We start from the raw sequence: 1,148 nt of genomic DNA on the forward strand, positions 1-1,148 counted from the left end.
GATCTTTGTTTATATTTTATCAATATATTGAGGAAACCCTATGAACCAACCTGTATCCGACACTTTATTTGACTGGTCCAATTTAGGTTTTAGTTACATTAAAACTGATTTTCGTTATATTGCCCATTGGAAAGACGGTCAATGGAGCCAAGGCGAATTAACCACGGACAACACCTTACACATCAGCGAAGGCTCGACCGCACTTCACTATGGACAACAGTGCTTTGAAGGCTTGAAAGCCTATCGTTGTAAAGACGGCAGTATTAACCTGTTCCGACCGGATGAAAATGCCAAACGCATGCAGCGCAGTTGTCAACGCTTGCTGATGCCGCAAGTGCCGGTGGAGATGTTTGTTGATGCCTGTAAACAAGTGGTGAAAGCTAATGAGAAATTTGTCGGCCCTTACGGCAGTGGCGCTACCCTGTATTTGCGTCCGTTTCTCATCGGCGTTGGCGACAATATTGGCGTGCACGCTGCGCCGGAATATATTTTTTCGATCTTCTGCTGTCCGGTCGGGGCTTATTTCAAAGGCGGCATGAAGCCGACCAATTTCATCATTTCCGACTATGATCGCGCAGCGCCACAAGGCACCGGCGCCGCCAAAGTCGGTGGCAATTATGCCGCCAGTCTGCTGCCGGGCGCTGAAGCCAAAGCACACAATTTTGGCGATTGTATCTATTTGGATCCGAAAACGCATACTAAAATCGAAGAGGTCGGCTCAGCTAACTTTTTCGGTATCAGCAAAAACAATGAATTTGTCACCCCACTTTCTCCGTCGATTCTGCCGAGTATTACCAAATATTCGCTACTCTATTTGGCAGAACAGCGTTTGGGCTTGAAAGCGGTGGAAGGTGATGTATATATTGATCAATTGGATCAATTCACTGAAGCTGGCGCCTGTGGCACAGCAGCGGTGATCACCCCGATTGGCGGCATTCAAAACGATGAGCATTTTCATGTGTTTTATTCCGAAACCGAAGTTGGACCGATCACCCAAAAGCTGTATCAAGAACTGACCGGAATCCAATTTGGCGATGTGATTGCGCCGGACGGCTGGATCGTCAAGGTTTAATTTTTTGCTAACTTCTCTTCAAACCGCATTTGTATCAGTTTCCATTCAAGTGCGGTTTGATTTTCAACCGCACTTT

Annotated in this window: 1 protein-coding gene; it reads left to right on the forward strand. The window is 46.6% G+C overall.

Annotation, left to right across the window (positions count from 1 at the left end; all coding sequences use genetic code 11):
* Positions 1–40 precede the first annotated feature (40 nt).
* On the forward strand, positions 41–1,072 hold the full coding sequence (locus FHQ30_RS12925) for a branched-chain amino acid aminotransferase (protein ID WP_139611508.1): 1,032 nt from the start codon (positions 41–43) through the stop codon (positions 1,070–1,072).
* Positions 1,073–1,148 lie beyond the last annotated feature (76 nt).

It is taken from the genome of Testudinibacter sp. 'clade 2' (genome assembly GCF_006227735.1).
Taxonomy (GTDB): domain Bacteria; phylum Pseudomonadota; class Gammaproteobacteria; order Enterobacterales; family Pasteurellaceae; genus Chelonobacter.